At 62.3% G+C, this 21,392-nt stretch carries 18 protein-coding genes; 3 read left to right on the forward strand and 15 right to left on the reverse strand.

Annotated features, from left to right (window positions below):
• A complete protein-coding gene (locus V8P77_RS20300; protein WP_335913974.1) occupies positions 1-858 on the forward strand; it encodes a C40 family peptidase in 858 nt (285 codons plus the stop codon).
• On the opposite strand, the gene V8P77_RS20305 is transcribed toward V8P77_RS20300, so the two are convergent.
• From V8P77_RS20305 to V8P77_RS20360, 12 genes are all read right to left on the reverse strand, one after another.
• Positions 859-2,250: an amidase gene (locus V8P77_RS20305; protein WP_335913975.1), complete on the reverse strand. Its 1,392-nt coding sequence runs from the start codon at positions 2,248-2,250 to the stop codon at positions 859-861. It lies immediately after the preceding gene.
• Positions 2,251-2,286: 36 nt separating this feature from the next.
• A complete protein-coding gene (locus V8P77_RS20310; protein WP_335913976.1) occupies positions 2,287-3,150 on the reverse strand; it encodes an ABC transporter permease in 864 nt (287 codons plus the stop codon).
• Between the two features lie 3 nt (positions 3,151-3,153).
• On the reverse strand, positions 3,154-4,101 hold the full coding sequence (locus V8P77_RS20315; protein ID WP_335913977.1) for an ABC transporter permease: 948 nt from the start codon (positions 4,099-4,101) through the stop codon (positions 3,154-3,156).
• Between the two features lie 339 nt (positions 4,102-4,440).
• Positions 4,441-5,970: an ABC transporter substrate-binding protein gene (locus tag V8P77_RS20320; RefSeq protein WP_335913978.1), complete on the reverse strand. Its 1,530-nt coding sequence runs from the start codon at positions 5,968-5,970 to the stop codon at positions 4,441-4,443.
• A gap of 150 nt (positions 5,971-6,120) precedes the next feature.
• Positions 6,121-7,041, reverse strand: coding sequence for a LysR family transcriptional regulator (locus V8P77_RS20325; RefSeq protein ID WP_335913979.1), 921 nt, complete (start codon positions 7,039-7,041; stop codon positions 6,121-6,123).
• Between the two features lie 56 nt (positions 7,042-7,097).
• A complete protein-coding gene (locus tag V8P77_RS20330) occupies positions 7,098-8,093 on the reverse strand; it encodes a P1 family peptidase (protein WP_335913980.1) in 996 nt (331 codons plus the stop codon).
• 233 nt (positions 8,094-8,326) lie between these two features.
• Complete coding sequence (locus V8P77_RS20335) at positions 8,327-8,521, reverse strand: hypothetical protein (protein ID WP_003544544.1); 195 nt, start codon at positions 8,519-8,521, stop codon at positions 8,327-8,329.
• A 521-nt stretch (positions 8,522-9,042) separates the two neighbouring features.
• Positions 9,043-11,964, reverse strand: coding sequence for an aminotransferase (locus V8P77_RS20340; protein ID WP_335913981.1), 2,922 nt, complete (start codon positions 11,962-11,964; stop codon positions 9,043-9,045).
• Between the two features lie 113 nt (positions 11,965-12,077).
• Complete coding sequence (purU, locus tag V8P77_RS20345) at positions 12,078-12,962, reverse strand: formyltetrahydrofolate deformylase (protein ID WP_335913982.1); 885 nt, start codon at positions 12,960-12,962, stop codon at positions 12,078-12,080.
• A 218-nt stretch (positions 12,963-13,180) separates the two neighbouring features.
• Complete coding sequence (locus V8P77_RS20350; RefSeq protein WP_335913983.1) at positions 13,181-14,200, reverse strand: acyltransferase family protein; 1,020 nt, start codon at positions 14,198-14,200, stop codon at positions 13,181-13,183.
• Positions 14,201-14,240: 40 nt separating this feature from the next.
• Positions 14,241-15,518, reverse strand: coding sequence for a hypothetical protein (locus V8P77_RS20355; protein WP_335913984.1), 1,278 nt, complete (start codon positions 15,516-15,518; stop codon positions 14,241-14,243).
• Positions 15,519-15,520: 2 nt separating this feature from the next.
• Positions 15,521-16,570, reverse strand: coding sequence for a glycoside hydrolase family 5 protein (locus tag V8P77_RS20360; protein WP_335913985.1), 1,050 nt, complete (start codon positions 16,568-16,570; stop codon positions 15,521-15,523).
• Between the two features lie 135 nt (positions 16,571-16,705).
• Here V8P77_RS20360 and V8P77_RS20365 point away from each other — a divergent pair, with 135 nt between their 5' ends.
• Together V8P77_RS20365 and V8P77_RS20370 are read left to right on the forward strand one after the other, a co-directional pair.
• Positions 16,706-18,316: a GumC family protein gene (locus tag V8P77_RS20365; protein WP_335913986.1), complete on the forward strand. Its 1,611-nt coding sequence runs from the start codon at positions 16,706-16,708 to the stop codon at positions 18,314-18,316.
• A 59-nt stretch (positions 18,317-18,375) separates the two neighbouring features.
• On the forward strand, positions 18,376-18,708 hold the full coding sequence (locus tag V8P77_RS20370) for a hypothetical protein (protein ID WP_027669191.1): 333 nt from the start codon (positions 18,376-18,378) through the stop codon (positions 18,706-18,708).
• Positions 18,709-18,714: 6 nt separating this feature from the next.
• On the opposite strand, the gene V8P77_RS20375 is transcribed toward V8P77_RS20370, so the two are convergent.
• Genes V8P77_RS20375 through V8P77_RS20385 form a run of 3 tightly spaced genes read right to left on the reverse strand, consistent with a single transcriptional unit; the run spans position 18,715 to position 21,351 of the window.
• The gene (locus V8P77_RS20375) at positions 18,715-19,389 is read right to left on the reverse strand and encodes a GNAT family N-acetyltransferase (protein ID WP_335913987.1); all 675 of its coding nucleotides are present in this window, start codon (positions 19,387-19,389) and stop codon (positions 18,715-18,717) included.
• Between the two features lie 22 nt (positions 19,390-19,411).
• The gene (locus V8P77_RS20380) at positions 19,412-20,170 is read right to left on the reverse strand and encodes a cephalosporin hydroxylase family protein (protein ID WP_335913988.1); all 759 of its coding nucleotides are present in this window, start codon (positions 20,168-20,170) and stop codon (positions 19,412-19,414) included.
• Between the two features lie 32 nt (positions 20,171-20,202).
• On the reverse strand, positions 20,203-21,351 hold the full coding sequence (locus V8P77_RS20385; RefSeq protein ID WP_335913989.1) for a DegT/DnrJ/EryC1/StrS family aminotransferase: 1,149 nt from the start codon (positions 21,349-21,351) through the stop codon (positions 20,203-20,205).
• Positions 21,352-21,392 lie beyond the last annotated feature (41 nt).

Consider the following 21,392-nt stretch of genomic DNA (forward strand, 5'->3'; position numbering starts at 1 on the left):
ATGACGATGCTCGACCGCCGCCTGCATGCCTATAGGTCTGATCTCGCGGAAGCGGGGCTCGAAGGCAAGGTCGAGGCGTCGCGTTTTACGCAAGGCGCCCCGGCTCGCGTCGCCGTCCCGGTCGTGGCGTTGCGTCCCGAACCGAACCTTGCCCGCGGCATCGATACGGAACTGCTTCTCGGCGAGGACGTGACGGTTTTCGATCGCGCCGGCGGCTGGTGCTGGGTGAAAGCCGCCTCGGACGGCTATGTCGGTTATGTCGCGGCGGACGCGCTCTCGGAAGGCCGGCCGGCGCCGAACCATATCATCACCGTCCAGCGCACCTTCCTCTATCCGGAACCGGAACTGCGCAAGCCCCACCAGGCGATCCTGTCGATGGGAAGCCGCGTTCATGTCGCCGGTGAGGCGGAAGCGCGCGGCAATCGCTATGTCGTGCTCGAGGACGGAACGGCGATCTTCGCCAAGCATGTCCAGCCGATCGGCGTGCTCGATGGCGCCGATTACGTGGAGATCGTCGCCCGTTTCCTGGAAACGCCCTATCTCTGGGGCGGACGTTCCGGCCTCGGCATCGATTGCTCCGGCCTCGTCCAGCTGGCGATGTTGATGACGGGCAGAGCTGCGCCACGCGATACCGATATGCAGGCGGCAGGCCTCGGCCAGCCGATCGACCGATCCGAAATCCGCCGTGGCGACCTGGTATTCTGGAAGGGTCATGTCGCCGTCTTCGAAAATCCGGAAACCATCCTCCATGCCAACGGCCAGAGCATGACGGTGGCGCGCGAGAATTTCGCGGCCGCGGTCGAGCGCATCGGCTGGCTCTACGAGCAACCGACCGGCTATCGCCGCCCGATCAGCTGATCAGCCGATCGGAGGCTGCGGCCAGGATCTCACTCCGCCGGTCCAGTCCTCGAAGGCTTTCGACAGTCTCAGCACCCGCATGTCGTCGAAGCGCGGCCCGACGATCTGCAACCCGATCGGCATGCCCGATCGGGAGAAACCGCAATTGATCGAGGCGGCCGGCTGCTCCGACATGTTCCACGGCACCGTGAAACCGATATGTTCGAACGGCAGGGCCGGATCATTGGTCGGAGATGCCCATTCGGCCGGATAGGAGATGATCGGATTGGTCGGCGAAAGCAGGGCGTCGACCTCGGTGAACAGCCGTCCGCAGCTCTTGCGCATCTCGATCGTCTGGTTGAAGCCTCTGACCGCATCGACGCCGCGGATGTCGGCGCCGCCCTTCGCCCAATCCCTGATATAGGGCAGGATGCTGTCGCGCCTGTTATCGTCGAGATCGGCGATATCGCCCCACAGCCGGGACCGCCAGAAATTGTCGAGCCCATCCAGCATCGCGCGTGTCAGCACCGGCTGGACCGATAGAATGGTCGCGCCGGCCGCCTCGAACTGTTTCGCCGCCGTTTCGACCGCGGCCCTGATCTCGTCCTCCACCGCAAGCCCGCAGCCGGCATCGAGCATCAGCCCGATCTTCATGCCCGACAGGTCGATGTCGAGATCCATCCAGTTGAAATCATTCGGCGGCAAGCTTGTGCCATCGCGCCAGTCCGGCCGTGACAGCGTCGCCATTGAAAAGGCCGCGTCCTCGACCGTGCGCGCCATCGGCCCGACGCAGCGCCCGACATAATAGGGATCGGCCGGAATGCGCCCATGGCTCGGTTTGAAGCCGAAGATGCCGGTCCAGCCGGCGGGAAGGCGCACCGAACCGCCAATATCGGTGCCGATATGCAGCGGTCCGTAACCGGCCGCTGCCGCTGCGGAAGCCCCGGCACTCGATCCGCCGGGATTCTGCGTGATGTCCCAGGGATTGCGGCTGAGAGGATGAAAGCTCGAAAGGCCGGAGGACAGCATGCCGTAATCGGGGCAGGTGGTTTTGGCGAAGATCACCGCGCCGTCTTCCCGCAGCCGGGCGGCGGCAGGCGCATCGGCGTCCGCGGGTTTGAGTTCCACCGCCCTTGTGCCTGATGGCACCGGCTGGCCCCTCGTGGCGATCAATTCCTTCAGCGTCACCGGGATGCCGTCGAGGGGGCCTAGCGTTTCTCCCTTCGCCCAGCGCTCCGTCGATGCTTTCGCCTGGGCGCGCGCCGATTCCGGATCGTAGAGGTAGAGTGCCGAAATCGAAGGCTCCCAGGCGGCGATATGGTCTTCGAGAGCGAGCCAGTATTCGAGGGCGGAGAGGCTTTTATCGGCGAAGTGCTGCCTGAGTTCGCGAATGGTAAGGTCGGTTTCGGTCATGGCATGGTCTTTCGGGCTTTTCGTCTTGGGAGGACATCAGCGGCTCGCCTCGCGCGGGTCGAGCAGATCGCGCAAACCGTCGCCGAGCATGTTGAAGCCGAAGACGGTGAGCGCGATGGCAAGGCCGGGCAGGATCGCCAGCCAGGGGGCGAGCGCCAGATAAGTTTGCGCATCGGCAAGCATCCGGCCCCAGGTCGGCGCCGGCGGCGCCATGCCGAGCCCGAGGAAGCTGAGACCGGCTTCGGTGAGGATCGCCAGCCCCAGCTGGATCGCGCCATGCACGATGATCTGGCTGATGATATTCGGCAGCACATGGCGCAGCGAAATGGTCAGGCGCGTATTGCCGATCGCGCGCGCCGCCGTCACATAGTCGCGGCTCCAGGCCTGCAGCGAGGTGGCAAGCGTCACCCGGGCAAAGACCGGGATCATGAAGACGGCGATCGCGGTGATCGCAGTGAACCGCCCTGGCCCCAGAAAGGCGCCGAGCACCATGGCCGACAGGATCGGCGGCAATGCGAAGATGACGTCGCAGATGCGCATCAGCAGCGCCTCGAAAGGACCGCGGATTGCCGCTGCCGAAATGCCTGCGATCGAGCCGAGCGTCCCGCCGATCGTAACCGCTGTGATAGCGATCGACAGCGAATTCCAGCAGCCCGCCATCAGCATCGAAAGCACATCGCGGCCGAACTGGTCCGTGCCGAGCAGGCCGAAGCCAAGCGGCGGCTGCAATTTGTGAATGATCTGCATTTTCGCCGGCGGCAGCGGCGTCCAGACGAGCGACAGCAGTGCCACGGCGACCAGCAGGCCAATAATGACAGCCCCTAAAATCAGGTTCATTCGTCGGCTAAGTCTAAAGACCCGACGGTGGCTGGTGATGGCGGTGGATGCGATTGGTACCATGTTTCAGGCCGCCTTTCTCATCCTGGGATCGATCGCCAGATAGGAGAGATCGACGATGAAATTCATCACGATGACGAGGCCTGCGAAGAACAGCACGACATCCTGCATCACGATGATGTCGCGCTGGGAGAGCGCCTGTAGGGCGAGCCGCCCGAGGCCAGGCAGGTTGAACACGTTTTCCACGAGCACCGCGCCGGCGACGAGAAAGGTGAACTGCAACCCGATCATCGTCAGGATCGGGATCAGCGCATTCGGCACGATATGGCGCCACAGCACCGCACCGCGTGACAGCCCCTTGGCGACCGCGGTTCGGGCAAAATCCTCATGCATCGTGTCAAGCACCGCCGAGCGCGCCACCCGCGTCAACACGCCCGCCTGCGGCATCGCCAGCGCGACCGCGGGCATGACCAGCGCCTGCAATGCGGGCGTGAGACCGGCGCTCCAGCCCGGGAAGCCGCCGGCCGGCATCAGCCCGAGCATCGTCGAAAACAGGATGATCAACAGCAGCGCCACCCAGAAGGCGGGCACGGCGATGCTGATCTGCGAAAACAGCGTCGCGATGACGTCGAAGACACCGCCGCGACGCGAGGCGGCCAGCACGCCGAGCGGCAGGGCAATCGCCACCGAAAGCACGATCGCCATCAGCGCCAGCGGCAGCGTTACCGCCAGCCGCTCGACGATCAACCCCGCGACCGGTACGCCATAGGTGAGCGAATTGCCGAGATCGCCGGAGAACACGCCGGTCAACCATTGCCCGTAGCGCAGCAGCAGCGGCTGGTCGAGGCCGAGACTGTGGCGCAGCGCTGCAAGGGTTTCCGGCGTTGCCGAGGTGCCGAGCATGATCGAGGCGGGATCGCCGGGCAGAAGGTCCATGACGGCGAAGATCAGCAGCGAGACGACGATGAGCGTGACGATGAGACCGGCGAAGCGACGGGCGAGGAGTGGGATCATATGATACGTCCGCTCGCTGTTCTTGCGGCGAGTTTAGCTAGAACGCCAACTCCACTCTCCGTCATCCCAGGCCTTGAGCCTGGGATCCATGCCACTGCTGTTGATGGATGCGGTGTGGATGCTCGGCTCAAGGCCGAGCATGACGGAGGGTGGGGCGGGCGGAAGGAGCTATTCATGACTCAGGCGCCCGCACCAGGAATGCCATCCGCCAGCGAAACCAAACAATGTCGGCCCGAGCTGAACCGAAGAAGGGAGAGGGCTGTGCGTCATATCGGCCAAATGCATGTCGGATTTCTCCAAGGCCATCACCTCATCGCGTCCTGCCCCGGTCCGCCACCCTCACCCGTCCCAGGAAACACCAGACAGCACGTTGGAAGGGATCGGCTCGTTTTCCCACAGGCCCCTCAGCTGCTTGTCCCAGACGCCGAGTTTCGGCATGACGAAGAGGTAGAGCGCCGGCACGTCCTCGGCGAGGATCTTCTGCGCTTCGCCATAGATCGCATTCTGCGCGGCAGGATCGGCCGTCTCCTGGACCTTCTTCATCAGCGCGTTGAAAGCAGGGTTCTTGTAATTGAAATAATAGGGATCGCGGGCATAGATGTCGATGTCGAGCGGTTCGGCATGGGCAACGATCGTCATGTCGAAGTTGCGGTCCTTCATGACGTCCTGGACCCACTTCGCCGGAAATTCGGTCGGCTCGATATTCATCGTCACGCCGATCTCGGCAAACATCGCCTGCATCACCTGGGCGCTGCGCGGCGCATAGGTCATCTGCGGCGATTTGATCGTGAAGGTGAAACCGTTGGGGTAGCCGGCTTCGGCAAGCAACGCCTTCGCCTTCTCGACGTCGTAGGGCAGCACGCCTGTCATGTCCTGATAGCCCGGATCGTTCGGCGTGTAGTGGCTGCCGATCGGTGTGCCGAGGCCGGACCATGCGCCGTCGATTACCGTCTTGCGGTCGATTGCCATCATCAGCGCCTGGCGGACGCGTTTGTCGTCGAATGGCTTCTTGGCAGTGTTCATGCCGGCAACGACCTTGAGTTCGGTATTGCCGATCCTGGTGACGAGCCTTGCATCGCCGTCGAAGGAACTCATCAGCTCAGGCGCGGCAAATTCCGGAAAGGCGTCGAGATCGCCGGATTTCAGCGCAGCCGCCTGCGCCTGCGGATCGGCGATGAAGCGGAAGGTCACCTTGTCGAGCTTGGCGGCCGCATCCTTGTTCCAGTAATCGGCATTCCTGGCGAGCTCGACCTTGTCGCCCTTCGCCCAGCTGGCGAATTTGAACGGGCCGGTGCCCACTGGCGTCGTCTTGCCGTCGGCAGCCGTCTTCGGTGCGACCATCACCGAGGCGGGCCAGCCGAGCCAGTAGATCAGGCTGCCGGTCGGGGCCGAGAGATGCAGCACCAGCGTTTCGGCATCGGGCGTATCGATCGAGGCGATCGAGGCGAAAAAGCGCTTCTGTGGATTGACCGAATCCGCGCCGCGGGCGCGGTCGAGCGAAAACTTGGCGGCAGTGGCATCGAAGACCTCGCCGTCATGGAATTTGACGCCGGTCTGCAGCTTGAACGTATAGGTCAGGCCATCGGCAGAGATCTCCCAGCTTTTTGCCAGCTGCGGCTGGATCTTGCCGGCCTGGTCGATCGTCACCAAGCCCTCGAACACATTCTGCCAGGTCACCTGGCCGATCGCGACCGGTGCCGCGATCGTCGGATCGAGGCCAGTCGGCTCGACGCTCATGCCGAGATTGAGCGTGGTCTTCGCCGCCTCGGCCGGCGTCATCGCCGTCATCACCAGGCCGGCCGAAAGCGCGGCACCGAGCGAAAGCCGCCGGGCCAAACGCGCTGAAGGCGAAAACGAAAGCTTGATCATCATGTTCCCTTATCTGGCCGCGCGTCGATGACGAAGACCTTTTGCGAGGAGAGTGGCACTATGCCGGTGCACACACAATGACGATTTTGTGTGCTCAGTGTAGCCGAAAAAGCTACACCGCAAATCCGCGGGCAATGCAAGCCTGAAGCGTCAGTCTTTCGTCTCGCCCCGGCGGTTCGTGCGTTCGCGCATGAACCTCTCGATGAAGTCGAGCAGTTTCGTCGCGGCGAAGGATAGCTGACGGTCCGGCGCGACGCAGAGATCGACATGGGTGCGGATGCCGGTCTTGCCGGCCAGTGGAATGGCAAGGAGCTGACCCGCTTCGGTCTCGCGGCCGACGGTCAGCGCCGGCAGCAGCGTGACCGCAGCTCCGCTGAGCACGAGTTCCTTCAGCATTTCGAGCGAGCTGGTGACGAAGACCGGATCGAGGCTCAACCCTTCCTTCTCGAACAGTGCGTCGAAGGCCTGGCGAAAGCCGAAGGATTGATCCGGCAGCGCCAATGCATAGTCGGCAAGCATCCTCAGCGGGATCTCGGCATGCGCGGCGGCCGGATGCTGCGGCGTGGCGATGAGATCATAGGCGATCTCGGAGCGCAGCCGCACCTTGGTGCCGGACATCGGTGGCGCAAACAGCGTCACCGCAATATCCGCCTCGGCGCTGTTGACGGCATCGACCGCCTGCCGCGCGCTGGTGATCGTCACGGTAAAACGAAGCTTCGGATATTTCAGGCTGAATTCGGCAAGCGCCGGCGCCAGCAGATTGGCGACGGTCGCCCCATCGGCATAGATGCTGACACGGCCGCGCTGCAGGCCCTTCAAGTCTTCGATCAGCTGCTGCACGTGATCGAGCTCGCGCAGCGTCCGGCCGGCGCGGGCGGCAAGCAGCTCGCCGGCGGCCGTCAGCTTGACGCCACGGGCGCTGCGTTCGACGAGCGGCGCGCCAAAATGATATTCGAGGTTCTCGATCTGCCGGCTGATCGCCGTCGGCGCGACATTGAGGTTCTCGGCCGCCTGGCGCATCGAATTGGTCCTGACCAGCTCGTCGAAATACATCAGCGCCCGGATCTGCATTCACGTCTCTCCGCCATTCGGCATATTAGATCTGTAGAGGGTCTGACCCTATTCAATCAGCCGCTGCTCGCATAGCGGTCGCGCCAGGCCTTTTGTGCGCCCTCGACCGGAAGGGCGGTTGCCGCGTAGACGCCACGGGCGATCGCCCGCGCCATGACGAGGGTCGCAAGGTGGCACAGCTCCATCAGGCTTGCCATGTCGTCTCTTCGATGCCGGGCCGTCGAAGCGGCAAAGACGGTATCGCCGTCGAGCGGCAGGTGCGCCGGCAGCAGTGCCCTGCCAAGGCCGTCATGGCCGGCGAGCGAAAGCCGGTGCGCCTCGGCCTTCGTCAGCTGCGCATCGGTCACCACTGCGCCGATCGTCGTTGCCGGCGTGTTCATCCCCTTGAGCCGCATCCGGTGGTCGGCGACATCAGGCATGCCGAGCCCGCCGAATTCCGCGTCTTTTTCAAAGGGTGCCGCCCAGAAATGCGGCCCGTCGCCGATCGTTGCCGAGCCGAGCGCATTGACGGCGACGATCGCCGCGACGCGATGTCCGGCGCTGCTGACGGCGCTGGCCGAGCCGAGCCCGCCCTTGACGGTGGCCGTCGTCGCTCCCGTCCCGGCACCTGTCGTGCCGAGCGCGAATGTGCCCTTGGCCGCAGCCTTCAATGCCGTGTAACCCATGTCGCGATAGGGCGAGTGAAGGCCCCAATCCTTGTCGCCGCCGTTCAGCAGGTCCATCAGGATCGCCTGCGGCACGATCGGAATGCGCACCGACCCGACGGCAAAGCCGCGGCCGAGCTCGCGCAGGCCCGCCTGCACGCCGCCGGCGGCATCCAGCCCGAAAGCCGAGCCGCCGGAGAGCACGAAGGCATCCACGGCATTGACGGTCATCGACGGATCGAGCAGGCCGGTGTCGCGCCCGCCGGGCGCACCGCCGAGCACCGTGCCGGATGCGACGGCCGGTTCGTCGAAGACGATGACCGTGACGCCGGAACCGAGCGCAAGGTCGGTTGCATGGCCGACGGAAACGCCTTCGATGTCGGTGATGAGGTTGAGAAGATCGGGCAAGGGCGGATCCTTATCACGGAAAGGCGGCCGGTAGGACTGTACTGCATAATTCCTGAAATCGGAATCGATTTAAGGATAAAATTATGCAGCAATTCAAAGTGTTACAGCGTCACTTGCGCGTCTGATAAAGACGCGCGGCGCTGTAATGCCCTCAAAAAACAAGACCGGCCCCCTTTGGCGGGACCGGTCGGGCATCGGGAAAAGCCGTCAATTCTAATCGCCGCCTCATGCCCTCAGGCATGAAGCGGCTTCGGATGACGGCGGGTCATCAGGTCATGGATGGCCAGCCGCACCTCGTCCGGCGAGCCGAAACGCTGCTCGTCGAGGTCGTGGACATGAAATTTTACGGCGATGAACTTCAGCCGGTCTTCATCGGGAATGACGATCCCGACGGGAACGCCTGCATATTCGATAACTTGCTTCTTCATAGATAGAACTCCTGCCGCACAACATGCGCAGCCATGGCGAATTGACTTGTCTGGTACCGTTGAAAGGAGGACGAACGTCACATTCGACAGTTCGGGCGGGAGAGGGCGCCCGGACGGTCATTGCCAAGCACAGATCGCCCAAGGAGATCAGCGAGAATATCGATGTCTATCATGCTCGTTCCTTGTGTTGGCGTTGCACTTGAGGGGTCCCGGTAGAGCCCGGGGCCGGTGAAGGTTGTCTTCGATAATCCACTAACTTGGTAGAGATTACCCGACAGCCTGTCAGAAACATATTCCGAAACGTGTCAAAATATCGACGATTCGAAAAAATTCATTCCGTCACAGCCCGAACTTACAGAAAGAAACATATCAGCTCTTCGTTAAATTCGCATGACAGAATCGGAGGTTCGATCGATCACAGCGGCAGACATAGGAAGCCTTGCTGTATCAGGCAATGGCCGTTTCATTAAAAATCGACATGCCTCGAAATGACCGATTTGGTTAATGCTGGAAGCCCTGTGTCACCAGCCTTCTTCGAGCACCTTCTCCAGCATGTCCGCGAAGAAATCGGCGCTGTCGATGCTGAGGCAGAGCGGTGGTTTGATCTTCAGCACATTTTGGTGATCGCCGGTCGGCTGCATGATGACGCCGAGTTCGAAAAGCCGGTCGCAGATTGCAGCCGTCTCTTCCGTCGCCGGCTCCAGCGTCGTTCTGTCGCGGACGAATTCGAGGCCGAGATAGAGGCCCATGCCGTGCACCGCGCCTGCAATCGGATGGCGGTCGATCAGCGCGGCAAGCCGCGCCTTCAGATGATCGCCGACCGTCCGGGCATTTTCCAGCAGCTTTTCCTCGGCCATGATGTCGAGCACCGTCATGCCGGCGATGCAACTGACCGGGCTGCCACCGGTGGAGGAAAAGAAAGTTCCCTCCTTCTCCAGCGATTGCGCGATCTCCCGCGTGGTGATGACGGCGCCGAGCGGATGGCCGTTGCCCATGCCCTTGGCGATAGTGATGATATCGGGCACGACCCCTTGCTGTTCGAAGCCCCAGAAATAATGTCCGAGCCTGGAATAACCGACCTGCACCTCATCGGCGATGCAGAGGCCGCCGCGGGCGCGCACCTGCGCATAGATTTCCCTGAGATAGCCGTCCGGCAGCGGAATGCCGCCGGCATTGCCGTAGACCGATTCGCAGATGAAGCCCGCAAGGCCGTTGCCGCCGGCGTCGATCGCCTCCAGCACCGGCGTTACCGCGCTGAGATAGCCTGCCGCGGTATCGGGACCACGGAATGCGCCGCGATAGGTATTCGGTGAAACGACGGCATGCACCCAGTCCGGCCGGGTGGTCGGTGCCTGCGGATTGTCGGCGATCGAGGTGGAGACGGCATCGCTCGCCGCCGACCAGCCATGATAGGCTTCGAGCAGGCAGAGCATGTTGCGCGCGCCGCTATGGGCTTGCGCGAGCCGAAGCGCCAGATCGTTCGCCTCCGAGCCGCTGTTGACCAGAAAGACCGCGTCGAGCCCATCCGGCGACAGGGCGGCGAGGCGTTCGGAAAATTCCGTGATCGCCGCATAGTGGAAGCGCGAATTCGTGTTGAGCCGCAGCCATTGCGCGCCGATCGCCGCCGCGAACTTGGGATGGCCATGGCCAAGGATGGTGACGTTGTTGACCATGTCGAGATAGGCGTGGCCCTCGACATCGAACAAATGCTCCTTCCAGCCGCGCTCGATTTGCGGCGGTGCCGCATAATAATTCTTCTGCGGCCTTGCGAGATGCGCCCGCCGCCTGGCGAAAAGCGCGGCGGTTTCAGGTTGCGGCGCATCCGCTTGCGGGCTGAGAAGCAACGAAGGCGAAGGGCAGAGCACCGACCAGGCCGCCGCCGCGCGCGGTGAGGCAAAGAGCGGCGGTTCGAGACCGGCGACGCTGCAAAGCTGGACGCGCAGCCCGCCGAGCGACGACGCTTCTCCGAAAACCGTGCCGAGCGAATCGCCGGCGGCAATCTCGGCTCCATCCTCGACCGAGAGGTCGAGCCCATCGAGATGCAGGGTCATGTTGTCGCCGGCGAGCGTCAGATGCTGGTCCTTCCAGCCGATGCGGCCGGCAAAGGGCGCGGCAATGGCGCTGCCTGCGGCAAGGCATATGTCGACATGCAGGGCGCAGGTCGCCTGTCCCTTCGCAGTTCCCGCGCGGGAAAGCCGATATTCGCCGTAGCGCGTCGCTGCCGTACCGTTTTCGGTTGCCATGCGGGCAAGCAGCCGCCAGTCCATGTCGGTATTCAGCCAGTTGCCGGCGGAAAAATGCGGACTTTGCACCCCAAGATCGACATAGGCGATCCCGGCGGGATCGATGTCGGGCAGCAACGGCAGCCATCCCGATGTTTCCGGCGCGGCGACATCTGCACCGGCTGCCTTGAGGATCGCGGCTTCCATGAGTTCGAAGGGAATCGACATCGCCGTATCGAAGATCGTCCGCTCGCGGTCGAGATTGTCGCGGACATAGTCATTGTCGGGATCGACCGAAATCTGCTGCTCGCCGCTGGCGACGAGAATGACCGCGCGTGCGACGATCAACGGCCAGAGCGCCTTCAGTTCCTCGTCGCTCAGCGGATAGATCGCCTGATAGGCGGTGACGGCGGGCAGGATATGAAAAGGGTCGCCATCCGCCTGATGCAGCAGCGAAGCGCAGGTGACGGCGAGGTCGCCGACCAGCCAGCCGCGGATGATGTCGCCGAAATCGATCACCCCGTCGGGGATGATATGGCCACGGGCGTCACGGTGGCCGACGACATTGTCGCCGGTGACGTCGTGGTGCACGGCCTGCAGCCGAAGCGATGGCGCCAACGGCTGGATGCGGCGAACGGCCATCACCATGGTCTTGGCGATCCGGTCGCGCGCCGCACTGTCGGTGATGGCCGAAAGCAGCTGCACGGCAACGGGACCTGCCCGTCTGAGGTCCCATTGCAGGCTGCGGTCGAGACCGGGATGGTCGAAATCGGCAAGCGCCTGCGCCAGCCTGGCGCAGAGCGCGCCGAGGGCTGCAACGGAAGCCGGCGCCAGATAGGTCAGCTCCGTCAGCCCCAGGCCTTCCAGATATTCCAGCAGCCGGACCTGATAACCCTGCCCGCGCACGGTAAGGACGACGATCTCCCGCCCGTCATTGGTGGTGATCACCTTCGGAACGCGCGGCGCACCTTGCCTGCTTTTGAGGTGATGGATCGCCGCATTCTGTGCTTCGAGCTCGCGGGTCTCGTAGGCTGCATGGCAGATCTTCAGGACGTAGCGGCCACGATTGCTATCGACGCGATAGTTCCGATCCTGCTGGCTGCCGAGTTCGACAAGCGTGCCGGAGAGGCTGTAATGAGCAAGGAGGATCTCTTCCGCGTCGGTGGCGGTGACGTCGGGGCGCGGCAGCGCCATGCGATCAACAAGCGCCTCGTCGGTCATGACACCCCTCCCGCAGCATGATTCGATTACCTATTGAAGGCGATAATCAAGTACTTGCCGCTGGCAGGCAACGGGGATTGTCGTTTGCCAGCAAAAGAGATGCAGGGCTGCGCTCAGCCCATGCGTTCGGAGGCGTAACCACCGGGGCTTGCCGGGAAGACCACGGTGCGGTTGCCGTTCAGGAAGGTGCGGTGATGGATATGCGCGTGGATGGCGCGCGCCAGCACCTGGCTTTCGACGTCGCGGCCGATCGATACATAGTCGTCGGGCGACTGCGCATGGGTGATGCGCGCCGTGTCCTGCTCGATGATCGGTCCTTCGTCGAGATCGGCGGTGACATAATGCGCCGTCGCGCCAATCAGCTTCACGCCGCGTTGATAGGCTTGCTTGTAAGGGTTGGCGCCCTTGAAGCTCGGCAGGAAGGAATGGTGGATATTGATGATCTTCCCGGACATTTTCTGGCACATCGCATCCGAAAGCACCTGCATGTAACGCGCCAGCACGATCAGCTCGGTGCCGGTCTGCTCGACGATCTCCATGATCTGGCCTTCGGCCTGCAGCTTGTTCTCCTTCGTCACCTTGATGTGGTGGAAGGGGATGTCGTGGTTGACCACGACCTTCTGGTAATCGAAATGGTTGGAGACGACGCCGACGATGTCGATCGGCAGGGCGCCGATCTTCCAGCGGTAGAGCAGGTCGTTCAGACAATGGCCGAAGCGCGACACCATCAACAGCACCTTCATACGGGCATTGCCGTCATGGATCTCGGCATCCATGGCGAAGCGCTTGCAGATCGGTTCGAAGCCGTCCTTCAGTTCGGCAAGCGGCACGCCTTCCTCGGAGATGAAGCTCACCCGGGTGAAGAACCTGCCGGTATCGAGATCGTCGAACTGCGAACTGTCGACGATGTTGCAGCCCTTTTCGGCCAGATAGCTCGAAATCGCCGCCACGATGCCGCGCGTCGACTTGCAGGATACCGTCAATACGTAATTTGTCATGTCTTTCCCTCTTCCCTCTCCAAGGCCGCCGCTGTGCTTAGATCAAAGCTCGGGCCGCGAACAGGCCAGCGCACTTTCATTCATGCGACAAATTGCAAGAGAAACCATCACGTTTGTGCAAGTTCTCTCATTGCTCAGTCTGAAGCTTAGGAGAAGTTGCGCAAAAAACTGTACCGTCAGCGCCGCTTGGATGCGTATTCTCGCCTTCGTTGCTGAAGTTAGGCCGGCGGCCGGGTCGCCACAGCAACCTTCCGGCGGCGCGGCGTGGTGATCTCATGGATGATCGCGCCGCCGATCGACGAGAGCACCAGCGAGAGGATCACGAAGAGTACCGGCTGCTGCAGGATGCCGATCGGCAGGCGGTCGGCGGCGACCCTGAGAAAAGCGAGCGTGAAGGCGTGGGTGATATAGATGCTGTAGGAGCAGTCGCCGAGATAGTTCAGCCATCCGATCAGCGGCAGCCTGGAAAAATCGATGGAGATCGCGCCGTAGACGATGAAGATCGCCGGGATTCCCCAGGCATAGAACCGGCTTTCCGGTGGCATCAGCGCCTCGTTGATGAAGAGAAACGCAAAGCCGATGGCAAGGGCCGCCCAAGCCCAGCGGTTCGGCAGAAGCACCTTCTGCCCGTAGAGCCAGCCGAGCACGACACCGGCGAGAAATTCCAGCATGATCGGCTCGCGGTAGAACCGGGTCACAGTCGTTTCCGGCAGCAGCCGGCAAGCGATCAGGATGACGGCAAAGACGGCAAACATCGCCGGGATGCGCCGCACTTCCTGTAGCGGCAATAACAGCGCGAAGACGAAGTAGAAGAACATTTCGTAATTCAGCGTCCAGCCCGGAACGACTACCGGCGTGATCGTGCTGGGATCGGCAGGATTGCTCCACGGCAGGAAGAACAGCGAGGCGATGAGATGCGGCAGGTCGAACACCGTCGATTTCAGCAATGATGGAGCGACCAGCGCCACAGTCGCCGAAAACAGCGTCGCCAGCCAGTAGAGCGGCACGATCCTCTTGATGCGCCGGCGGGCGAAATCGATCGGGCTCATCGCGCGTCCGCTCGTCGTCAGCCACATCACGAAGCCGCTCAAGACGAAGAAGATGTCGACGCCGGTTTCGCCATAGACGAAGGCGGTGGCATCGACTGCGGGATTGACCTTGGCAAGCTGCAATACCGCGTGGAAATAGACGACCATCAGCGCCGCGATGGCGCGCAGATACTGAAGCTGGACAAGCATCTTGCTCCCTCGGGCGTCGGTCTCAGCCGCGCCGCTGCGGTCAACTCAATACATCTGCCGGACGACCCTGCCGGATGCGCGGGCTGTCGTGGAAGCGCATATATCCGACGACAAACCACAGGAGACCGGCGATCTTCATCGAGAAGACCGCGGTGCCCCCGATCATCATATTCAGAAAAATGAAAAGAGAAAGTGAATGGGCGCAGCGCCGCTGCGCTGCCGTGCGCCCGGCCGGAAAGAGGCAGACGAACAGCCATAAGGCGATGACGCCGAAGATTGTCGCCGCGTAGATCAGGTAGACGTAGCCGCTGTCGGCGAATTCGGCGACCCGGTCGACCGAAAGCCCAAGGACGGCGAGCGGATCAAGCTCCATGATCTTCTTCATCGTCAGGTTGATGCGGCCGGTGAAATTGTCGCCCGTCGCATTGGGTTTCAGGACGTAGACGAGAAAGCCCGCGGCGACGATCAGCGGCATCAGCGCCAGATTGAAATTCTTCGGGATCTTCGGAAAGACAAAATAGCCGACGATGCAGGCAAAGCAGAAAATCAGCATCGTGCGCGTGTCGTTTGTCACCAGGATCAGCACGGCCGTGCCGATCATCAGCAACCGGTCCCAGCGGCTGAGCTTTTCCCACATCGAAATCAGGTAGACGGCGATGACGCCGCAGAAATTGGCAAGCGACACCTGCTCGAGGAAGATCGACGAGGAACGGTGGTCGATGATGCCGAAGGAGAAGCGCTCCGGAAAGCCGAGCGCGTTCTGGAAGAGGCCCGTCGTGTTGTAGCTCAGCGGCAGCAGTCCGCGCGTATTGGCGAAATAATCGGACGGGTGGACGATGCTGACGTAGAACGGCACGCTGACGATCTCGAAGATCAGGAAGATCATCACGGCAAGGCTTGCCCAGCGAAAGGCGAGCTTCATCGTTTTCTCGTTGCTCCAGCTGCCGAGCCCGGTAAAGCAGAAGATGATCAGCACGTTGCGGAAGTGATCGATGAACAGCATGCGGTTGAGCACGCTGACATAGATGGTCACGATCAGCGTGAACAGCAGGAACAGGAAGGCCGGAAGGTCGGTCTCGTAGATCCCCTTGTGCAGGATATAGATGATGGCGCTCGCCATGATCAGGCCTTCGCTGGCGGCGACATGCGTCATCGAAAGCGGCATGATATTGTGGTTGATGAAGGCGAGAATGCCGTTATAGAGCACAGAGAGCAGGCCGAGCCAGAGCACCGTATAATCGGTGCGCGATGCCTCGCGGGCGGCATCGAGCCGGTTGCCGGCTACGAATGTTGCTGTCCTGTGATCGACGACCGCCATGCTCATTTCCCTGCAGGCTTGACGGCGGAGCAAGTGACGGCACCCGCTTTTGCCACCTCGGCAAGAAGCCGCATCTGCGGCCGCTCAGGACCCTTGCGCGGCTGGACGTTGAACGGCTCGTTCGCCGGCCACCAATCGCCGGCCGCCCAATAGGACCAGCCGAGCCAGACGTCGCTATTATCAGACATGGTGGCGTAGATTTCGGTCAACCCGCTCATGCAGTCCTTGTCGGCGGAGGCGCCGAATTCGCCGAGAAAGCCGCGCTTGTGGTTCTTCTTCAGCCAGGCGGTAACGCCGGTGATCGCCGCGACCGCGGCCCTCGCACCTTCGCAGGTCGGATGGGTGCCGGATGAATCGGCGTCGAGATACTGGTGAACCTCATAAGCGTAGAAGTCGAGCGGGTCTCGCACACCGAGCATCACCGTGCCGTTGGCACCGCCGATCACGTCCTTTTCCCAGCTGCCCGCGCCGCTCCATGCGGTGCCCGGCACCAGGATGAGGTTGCGGGCGCCGACGGCGCGGATGCTGCGGATCGCGGCATTGGCGGCATCCAGCCAGTCCGTCGCCTTGATGTCGTGCGGTTCGTTCATGAGGCCGAAGAGAACGCCGTCCTGATTGGCGAATTCGACGGCGAGTCTTGCCCAGAAATCCCCGAAGGCGGCATCCGTCGCCGGCGCCGTGCCGACCTGGGTCTTGTCGTAATAGCCGAAATTATGCGGGTCGAGCAGAACCGCCATGCCGTGTTTGCGGATCAGGCCGATCGTATCTTTGATCCGCTTGAGCTCATCCTCGTCGAGCCGTCCGCCGAGCGCCGGCTGCAGCCGCTCCCAGCGGAAGGGCAGCCGGATGATCGTCATGCCTTTTTCGGCGAAATAGCCAATCGTATCTTCGCCCGGATAGGTGTAGTTGGTGCCGTAGATGCCGCCGCGCTCGCCATATTCGCCGCCGGACAGATTGACGCCGCGGTAGCAGGGCGCACCAGCCGCAAGGGCCGGCGACGGGATCAGAGCGGCTGCAAGCAGCAGCGCTGTCAGATGTCGTGTCGTCTTCATGGCCATCCTCGCTATCGCGGCAAATCGCAACATCGGCGTCGCTGAGCTTATTTTAACGGTCCGTTAGCTAAGAATTTCTAAAGTATCGGCACCTCGGCTTCAGTCTTTCACGCTGGGCGGGACACGAGTGCGCGTATGAACCAGTATGACAGGAACAGGGTAAGCCGGCTCCCTGGCTGGCGCAGTTTTGAGCCAACTCAGACTGCGCCGGAAGGCGTGCGCATGCGCAGTCCTGTCATCCGCCCGGATGATTTCATCCGGCCATCGCCCGAACCCGCACCGCCCCCCTTCGTGCCGCCGCCAAACATTGCGGAAACCCGCCAATATGAGCGTCCGGCACCGCCTCCTCCGCCGAGACCGCCGGTCGTGGACGCGCCGCCGAATCCAGAGCCCGCGCCTGCCGCACCGCTTCTCGACCTCCGCTCGAGTATCGCCGCGATCTGGAGCCGGCGGCTCATCGTGTTCGGCCTGGCGCTTCTCGGAGCCCTCGCCGGCGGGGCGGTGGCGCCGCTCATCGCCCAGAAATTCACCGCCGTCAGCAGCCTCTATTTCGATCCGCGCCAGATCGGCCTTGCCGATGCGGGCGCGCAATCGTCGGGTCCCTCGCCGGAAATGATCTCGACGCTGATCGATAGCCAGGTGCAGATCCTGACCTCGGGCAATGTGCTGCGCCGCGTCGCCGAAGCCATGAAGCTCGATCAGGACCCCGAATTCACCGGCGGCCGCACGGATGGCGCCGCCGTGATCGGCACTCTGCAGAAGGCGCTGGTCATCACCCGTGAGGCCAGCACCTATGTCGTCTCGCTTGCCGCCACCACCAACGATCCCGAAAAATCCGCAAGGCTTGCCAATCAGGTCGTCACCTCCTTCACCGAGGAAGAGAACAGCGCCTCGAACGGCATTTATGAAAACACCTCCTCGACGCTTGACGGACGCCTCGACGACCTGCGCCAAAAAGTGCTCGAGGCCGAGCAGGCCGTCGAAACCTTCCGCGCCGACAACGACATGGCCGCGACCGAAGGCAATCTGATCTCCGATCAGCGGCTCGTCTCGCTGAACACGCTGCTGGTGACGGCGCAGGAAAAGACCATCCAGGCGAAGGCGCGCGCCGATGCCGTCGCCAATCTCCGCGTCGAGGACATCGTCGCCGGCAACCAGATGGAGGGCGGCGTCACTTCGCCTCTCGTCAGCCTGCGTCAGCAATATGCCACCCAGGCCGCCGCCGTCGGTAGCCTCGAAAGCCAGATGGGCACGCGTCATCCGCGCCTGCAGGCAGCCCGCTCGTCGCTGCAGAGCATATCGGTCGAAATCAAGGGCGAATTGCAGCGTCTCGCCACCTCTGCAAGGGGCGAATACGAGCAGGCCAAGGCCGCCGAGGACAGCATCGCCAAGGAGCTTTCCGTGCAGAAGGCGCTGCATGCCAGTTCATCGGACAAGCAGGTGGAATTGAACGAATTGCAGCGCAAGGCGACTGCGGCGCGCGACATTTACGAGTCGGTGCTGAAACGCTCCAGCCAGACGAGCGAGGAGCAGAACCTCAACCAGAGTAACATTCGCGTCATCTCGCCGGCCGAGCCGCCGGTCAAGGCCGACGGTCCCGGAAAGACGATTTTATTGGTTGCCGGCGTCATCGGCGGTTTTCTCGCCGGTTTCGTCGTCGGCGCCGGTTTTGCGATCCTCGCCGGTCTCTTCGGCCATCCCGTCATCAGAAGTTATTTCAGGAAGTCCCCCGCTGCGACGGCTTGATGACGGTCGTCGCTTTCCCTACATCGGGAGAGCGGTGTGTTGCCCGCAGGAGAGCTCCCATGCGGCTGTTGATGACGCTTCTGATATCGCTCGTTGCCGTGCCTGGCCTCGCACCGGCATCCGCCCTTGCCGTCGACTGGACGAAATCCGTCGATTCGGGCATTCAGCCCCTCTATCCTTATAAGGGTCTTCCCGGCGTCAAGGCGCAGCCGGACAAGAAGGAAGAGGAATCCTACAATTGCCGCACCGAAACCGTCCAGGTTCGCCGTCGTTATGACGAGATCTTCCGCTCCGGCGGCATGCCGACGCTGATGTATGTCTGCGAACGCAACGGCTTCGTTACCACGGGTGGCAAAGTTCCGCTCCGCGGCCACTATCAGCCGGTGCGGTGAGGGGCTTCAGGCGGTCAGCAAAGCCGATGGATGCGCCTGCCGGAAACGTTCGATCGGAAGCTCCATTCTCAGATAGTCGAAGCCGGCATTTGCTTCCGATGGATCGACGATCGAATATTTGACCACGCCTTCTTCCTCGGTGCGCCGCAGCGGCAGGTTTTCGGCCACCGCAAAGCCCAGCCGTGTGTAAAGGCCGATCGCTTTTTCATTGTGGGAGAAGACATGCAGCTCGGCGGTTTCGACCCCAAGCCCGGAAAACATCCACTCCAGCAGTGCCATGCCGCAATGGAACATCAGGTTGCGGGTATCGCTCGCCCGGCCGCGGATGACGTTGTCGAATTCGGCCGAGCCGGGCCGGATGTTACAGATGCCGAAATTGCCGAACCGGTTACCGCCTGGATCGCAAATGACGAATAGGATTCGGTCGGCGGCGGGCAGCGATATGGTTTCGAGCCACCGCCGTGTGCGTTCCTCGGTGGCGCTAAACTGGGTGAGGAAAAACGGCATCGACTGGTTGCGCCACGTCGTCAGATCGTCGATCAGGCCGGGATCGGCAAGCATCGACCTGTCGATGCATTGCAGGTCGCCCACATGCCTGCCGCTATCGTCCCTGATCGGAAGTCGGAGCCGCCTGGCCGGATCCCGATTATCCTTGAGGCTGACGATATCGACCTGCGCCATGAACGACTATCCCTGGTTCCGCTCACGCCTTGCGGCAGATGCAGTAGCCGCCCGGCGAGGAAGACAGCACGAGCTTGCCGTTCAGAACCGGATCGACTTCGAAGCGGTCGGTTTCCGCCAGATAATCGGTGACCGCCTTCAGCGGCTCGTTGCCGCGCAGCCAGACCTTGGAGCGCTTTGTGAAGGCCTGTTCCTCGGTCAGGTGGCCGATGAGCGTGTCGGCGACGACGAGGTAGCAGCCTTCCGTCACCAGCGGGCCGTAGGCTCGGCATTCCGCCAGAACATGCTCGTAGGAATGGTCGCTGTCGAGCACCACCATCACGCGGGCGCCCGGCGGGATCTCGGCTTTCACGGCGGCGAGCACGTCGTCGTCGACGGAACCGCCCTGGATCATCTTGATCCGGTTCGCCATCGGATGGGATTCGATCGACTCGCGATTATGGGCGCGGATGTCGATGTCGACGCCGACAACCTTGGCCTTGTCGTTGCCCATGGCGGCGAGGATCGACGCCATGAAGATCAGCGAGCCGCCGCGCGCAATGCCGGTTTCGATGATGACATCGGGCTTGGTCGCCCAGATGACTTCCTGGGTCGCCAGGATATCGACCGGAAGCTGGATGATCGGCACGCCCATCCATGACCAGAGATAAAAATAATCGAACTTGTCGAGCCCGATCAGCGTGTTCAGCGATTGTTGGAAACTTGCCTCGTCCTTGCCGAGTGCAAGCGACATTTCCCGCTTGTGGGCTTCGAATTCGAGACGATCGTCCTTCGTGGTCATGACTGTTCTGTGTCCTTCGCTGTAGGGCTGTCTTAGACCGACTGCCGCAATGCCGTGCTGTTGTGGTAGATCCGCCCGGCCGCCATATCGAGCAGCGTTGCCGCTACCCGGTCGATATCGGTTTCGCTCATGTCGTGATAGCTCGGCAGGTTGATCGCCCGGCCCGGGATGCTCCAGGCGTTCACGTTCTCGGGCCGATCTTCGAACATGGAGAGGCTGGAGAGGGGATAGAAGAAGACGCGCGCGTCGATATTGGCGGTCTCGAAGGTCTGCTGCATTATCTCGCGGGTAATGCCCGTCGACGGATGGAAGACGGCGGTCGGCATCCAAGCGCCGTTGATCGTGCCGGTGTATTCCGGGTTCATCGTGACGCCGGGCAGGGCCGAAAGCCGGATCATGTAGGAGGCCAGAATTTCGCGTTTGCGGTTGACGAGTTCCTCGATGCGCTCGAGTTGGGCGCAGCCGATGGCCGCCTGGATGTTGGACATCTTATATTTGAAGCCGATCGCATCCGGCCAGAACTGCTTCGTCTGTCCGCGAGCCCGGCCGTGGTTGCTGAGCGTCAGCACCTTTTCGTAAAGGGCGGCGTCATTGGTGACGAACATGCCGCCTTCGCCTGTCGTCAGCGTCTTGGTGCCATGGAAGGAGAAGGTGCCGAAGGCGCCCATCGAGCCGGCGCGGCGGCCGTGCCAGACGGAGCCGACCGCTTCAGCCGCGTCTTCGATCACCGGAATGCCCGTCCTCTTGCCGATTTCCAGCAGCGCGTCCATGTCGCAGAGATTGCCGTAGAGATGCGTGGCGATAATGGCCTTGGTCTTCGGCGTGATATGGCGCTCGACCTCCTCGGGATCAATGCACCACGTGTCGGCGCGCACATCGACAAAAACGGGTCTTGCGCCGAGATGGACGATCGGCGAGACGGTGGCGACCCAGTTCGTATCGGCGAGGATCACTTCGTCGCCTTCTCCGATGCCGAGCGCCGCCAAGCCCATGTGCATGGCGCCGGTGCAGCTCGAGGTCGCGATCGCAAAGCCGCTGCCGAGATAGGTTTTGAAGTCGCGTTCGAAGCGGTTGAGATAGTCGTAGCAGCGCGCGCCCCAGCCGGTGGCGGCGGCATCGGCCGCATAATCCGTTTCGAGCTGGGTGATCGAAGGCTTGGTGTAGAAGATCCTGTTTGTCATGCCGCTAATTTCTGTTGAATTGAAATCAAGACGCAGGCGCC

The sequence above is a fragment of the Rhizobium aouanii genome (assembly GCF_037002925.1).
In the GTDB taxonomy this organism is placed as follows: Bacteria; Pseudomonadota; Alphaproteobacteria; order Rhizobiales; family Rhizobiaceae; genus Rhizobium; species Rhizobium aouanii.

Coding starts and splice junctions, on each gene's coding strand:
- V8P77_RS20310 (WP_335913976.1), bottom strand. CDS start 3,150: ATGGTACCAATCGCATCCACCGCCATCACCAGCCACCGTCGGGTCTTT.
- purU (WP_335913982.1), bottom strand. CDS start 12,962: ATGACAAATTACGTATTGACGGTATCCTGCAAGTCGACGCGCGGCATC.
- V8P77_RS20325 (WP_335913979.1), bottom strand. CDS start 7,041: ATGCAGATCCGGGCGCTGATGTATTTCGACGAGCTGGTCAGGACCAAT.
- V8P77_RS20370 (WP_027669191.1), top strand. CDS start 18,376: ATGCGGCTGTTGATGACGCTTCTGATATCGCTCGTTGCCGTGCCTGGC.
- V8P77_RS20340 (WP_335913981.1), bottom strand. CDS start 11,964: ATGACCGACGAGGCGCTTGTTGATCGCATGGCGCTGCCGCGCCCCGAC.
- V8P77_RS20360 (WP_335913985.1), bottom strand. CDS start 16,570: ATGAAGACGACACGACATCTGACAGCGCTGCTGCTTGCAGCCGCTCTG.
- V8P77_RS20375 (WP_335913987.1), bottom strand. CDS start 19,389: ATGGCGCAGGTCGATATCGTCAGCCTCAAGGATAATCGGGATCCGGCC.
- V8P77_RS20320 (WP_335913978.1), bottom strand. CDS start 5,970: ATGATCAAGCTTTCGTTTTCGCCTTCAGCGCGTTTGGCCCGGCGGCTT.
- V8P77_RS20315 (WP_335913977.1), bottom strand. CDS start 4,101: ATGATCCCACTCCTCGCCCGTCGCTTCGCCGGTCTCATCGTCACGCTC.
- V8P77_RS20380 (WP_335913988.1), bottom strand. CDS start 20,170: ATGACCACGAAGGACGATCGTCTCGAATTCGAAGCCCACAAGCGGGAA.
- V8P77_RS20355 (WP_335913984.1), bottom strand. CDS start 15,518: ATGGCGGTCGTCGATCACAGGACAGCAACATTCGTAGCCGGCAACCGG.
- V8P77_RS20300 (WP_335913974.1), top strand. CDS start 1: ATGACGATGCTCGACCGCCGCCTGCATGCCTATAGGTCTGATCTCGCG.
- V8P77_RS20350 (WP_335913983.1), bottom strand. CDS start 14,200: ATGCTTGTCCAGCTTCAGTATCTGCGCGCCATCGCGGCGCTGATGGTC.
- V8P77_RS20305 (WP_335913975.1), bottom strand. CDS start 2,250: ATGACCGAAACCGACCTTACCATTCGCGAACTCAGGCAGCACTTCGCC.
- V8P77_RS20365 (WP_335913986.1), top strand. CDS start 16,706: ATGAACCAGTATGACAGGAACAGGGTAAGCCGGCTCCCTGGCTGGCGC.
- V8P77_RS20385 (WP_335913989.1), bottom strand. CDS start 21,351: ATGACAAACAGGATCTTCTACACCAAGCCTTCGATCACCCAGCTCGAA.
- V8P77_RS20335 (WP_003544544.1), bottom strand. CDS start 8,521: ATGAAGAAGCAAGTTATCGAATATGCAGGCGTTCCCGTCGGGATCGTC.